The 3,129-nt window shown below is 66.1% G+C and carries 4 protein-coding genes; 3 read left to right on the forward strand and 1 reads right to left on the reverse strand.

The features are described 5' to 3' along the window. The 3 genes from OXU42_10650 to OXU42_10660 all read left to right on the forward strand — a co-directional run. Nucleotides 1–563 (forward strand): tripartite tricarboxylate transporter permease (locus OXU42_10650; GenBank protein MDE0029843.1); only part of this gene is annotated, 563 nt, incomplete at its 5' end. Continuing rightward, on the forward strand, nucleotides 560–1,078 hold the full coding sequence (locus OXU42_10655; GenBank protein MDE0029844.1) for a tripartite tricarboxylate transporter TctB family protein: 519 nt from the start codon (nucleotides 560–562) through the stop codon (nucleotides 1,076–1,078). The genes OXU42_10650 and OXU42_10655, both read left to right, overlap by 4 nt. A gap of 141 nt (nucleotides 1,079–1,219) precedes the next feature. Beyond that, nucleotides 1,220–2,245 (forward strand): Rpn family recombination-promoting nuclease/putative transposase, encoded by a 1,026-nt coding sequence (locus OXU42_10660; GenBank protein ID MDE0029845.1) that lies wholly within the window; start codon nucleotides 1,220–1,222, stop codon nucleotides 2,243–2,245. A 141-nt stretch (nucleotides 2,246–2,386) separates the two neighbouring features. Here the strand turns inward: OXU42_10660 and OXU42_10665 are convergent. After that, the coding region (locus tag OXU42_10665; protein ID MDE0029846.1) for a Gfo/Idh/MocA family oxidoreductase at nucleotides 2,387–3,129 on the reverse strand (743 nt) is incomplete at its 5' end.

The following is a 3,129-nucleotide window of genomic DNA, read 5'->3' on the forward strand; positions in this document are numbered from 1 at the left end:
CCAAGGACGGCGGCGCGCTGCTGCCCACCATCATCTTCGGCATCCCCGGCAGCGCGGGCATGGCCGTGCTCCTGGGGGCCTTCATCCTCCACGGTCTCCAGCCCGGCTTCTTCTTCGTGCGCGAGCACATGGAGATCGTGTTCGTGCTGATCTTCGGCTTCGTGATCTCCAACTTCCTGGCGAGCCTGATGGCGGCCTTCGGCGCCGACATCCTTGCGCGGGTGACGACCCTGCGGGTGGGCTTCGTGGTCCCGGCCGCCTTCCTGCTGTCCGTCGGCGGCGCCTACGCCGCGCGCGAGAACGTCTGGGACATCGGTATCGCCATCGCCGCGGGCATCCTGGGCTTTGCGTTCAACCGCTTCGGCTTCTCGCTGGTGACGCTGGTCATCGGATTTCTGCTCGGGGTGCGAGCGGAGCTTTCCTTCGTGCAGTCCCTGCAGATCTCCGCGGGCAGCTACGCCATCTTCTTCACGCGCCCCGTCACCATCGTGCTGATGATCCTGAGCATCCTCATGCTCTGCCTGCCGTGGCTGTCCAGCCGGAGAAGGAGGGCGTCGTCATGAAAGGGTCCACGCTTCTCGGGGTGATCCTGGTGGGCACCGCGGCGCTTTTCTTCGGGTGGTCGTTCTCCTACGGCGGCATGGCGGGCTTCGTGCCCCTGGTGCTGGCGTTCCCGACCCTGGTGCTGGCGGCGCTGTGCCTCGCCGGTGAGCGCTATCCGCGCATCATGAGCGCCTTCGAGGTGAGCCTGGAAGACGTCCTCACCTCGGCCGCGGGTGCCGACGACGACGCCGAGTCGGCCGCACAGCAGGGACCCAAGGCCGGGGAGTTCGCCCTCATCGTCCGCATGTTCGTGTGGTTCACGGTGTTCGGGATACTGGTTTTCATCTCCGGGTTCTACGTGTCCACCTTCCTGTTCGCGGTGCTCTTCACCCACTTCCAGGGCCGCATCGGCTGGCCCGGGACCGCCTTCATCACCGCGCTCGCCCTCGGTTTCTTCTACTTCATCTTCGAAGAGACGCTGGCCGTCGACCTCTTCCCCGGCGTGATCTTCGGCGCCTTCATTCCGCCCCTGTAGCAGCCCCGGCGCCGGAACTCACGTTTCGGTGTCGCCCTCCGCGCGGGAACAGGGTTCAAGTTCCGGCGCGGAGTGCCGATGACTCTCCATAGGACAGACAGGACTGGCACGCATGGAGTCCATGTCCGGGAGGGTCACCTCATGGCAGATGAAATCGAACACCCCCACGACCGGCTGTTTCGCGCGGTCTTCTCCGACGCCGCGGAAGCCGCCGGCCTGCTCCAGTTGACGGTGCCGCGGGAGCTGCGTGAGAACGTCGATTGGGACAGCCTGCGGTTGGTGGAGGGAACTTTCGTGGACGATGACCTGCGCCAGAGCGAATCCGACTTGCTGTTCGAGGCCAACTACGGGAAGGCGACGGACCGGTTGCGGCTTTACCTGCTGTTCGAGCATCAATCGACGCCGGATGTGTGGATGCGGTACCGGCTGCTGAAGTACTGCTGCCGCATCTGGGATGCAGACCTGCGGGACGATCCCCGGCGTACGGAGTTGCGGCCGGTCGTGCCGCTGGTGTTCTATCAAGGAGGCCGCGCTTGGCAGCACTCGACGGAATTCGCGGACCTGTTCCCCGGGGCGGTCCGGGATTGGCCCTGGGTGCCCCGGTTCGAGCACGTGCTGCTGGACCAGACGAGGCTGGACCCCGGCGACGTCGAAGGCGCCACCATGGGCCGCATTGTGCAGTTGCTGATGATGGCGGCCTTCGGCCGGCACGCGGACACGGCGCTGGAGATCGCTGCCAAACTGGCGGCGTCGCTGGTTTCCGTTGGCACGGTGGACTATATTCGGACAATCGCTGTCTATCTGTTCTCGATGCCGGACAAAGCGGCAGCGGATGCCTTCGACGAAGCGCTGCGGCGCCATCAAGGCGGCCAAGGAGGAGGAATCATGTCATACGCTCAAGAACTCTTGGAAGAAGGCTGGGCAAAGGGCAGGGCTGCAGGCAAAGCCGAGGGTAAGCAAGAGGGCCGAGCGGAGGGCAAAGCCGAGGGCAAGGAAGAAGGTCGTGAAGAAGGCTTGCAGCGCGGCAAGGTAGAGGCGGTGGAAGGCTTTCTGAGAATCGGCGTGGGCTGGGATGTGATCACGTCGGCAACGGGGATCGACGAAGCCCGGTTCCGCGCTCTCAAGGAGCGCCTCGCCGTGGCAGCGCAGCGCGACGAGCCGGCATGATCGGATGCCCTATCGACGAAGCGCCCGGTCTCGCCAGCGTCCTTCGGCCATCGGCTGGCATCGCTCACCTGATCTTCAAGCTCTTTGAGGCGGCCTTCCCACTCTGGAGACATGCTGGCGGGGGCAACGTTGTCGAGTACCTTACACGTGGACCCACTGTCCTTCTTCCGCCGCCCGCAACGCGGCGTCCAGTACGCGCTGGGCGGCGAGGCCGTCGGCGAAGCTCGGTGCGGCGGGGGTGCCGTTGCGGATGGCGTCCAGAAAATCCCGCGTCAGCTTGGCGAAGATGAACTCTCCCTGGGCGCGCTGGGGGTCGGAGTCGTCGAGTCCCCGGGTGTAGCGGTCGGGAATTTCCAACGCCTCGGGTGAGCGGGAGTCGCCCCGGGCGCCCCAGAGCTGGCCGCGTATCCAGCCCTTGACGTTGCGGTCGAAGACGAAGCGCAGCATGCCGGCGTCGCCGTAGACCTCCAGGTTCTGGTAGTTGCTCTTGCGCGCCACCGCGCTCAGGCGGACGCACGCCGAGGCACCGTCCGCGAGGCGTCCGAGGAGCGTGAAGCTGTCTTCCACCGTCACCGGCCGGGGCGTGCCGTCCCCGTCCCGCAGCTCCGGGATGAAGGTGTCGGCGTGGCCCCAGACGCTCTCGAACTCGCCGACGAGCCAGCGGATCCGGTCCACGACGTGCACGCCGATATCGCCCATCACGCCGAAGCCCGCCAGCTCCCGCTGGTGGCGCCAGTAGTGGGTCAGGCCCGGCGTGGCGCGGTTCTCGCTGAACCAACGGCTCTCCACGTGGTACACGCGCTCGCCTACGTAGCCGCCGTCCAGCAGTTCCTTCATGTAGGCCAGCGCCGGGATGTGGCGGTGGTTGAACGCGGTCATGTGCA

The sequence above is a fragment of the Deltaproteobacteria bacterium genome (genome assembly GCA_028818775.1).
Taxonomy (GTDB): Bacteria; Desulfobacterota; Binatia; order UBA9968; family JAJDTQ01; genus JAJDTQ01.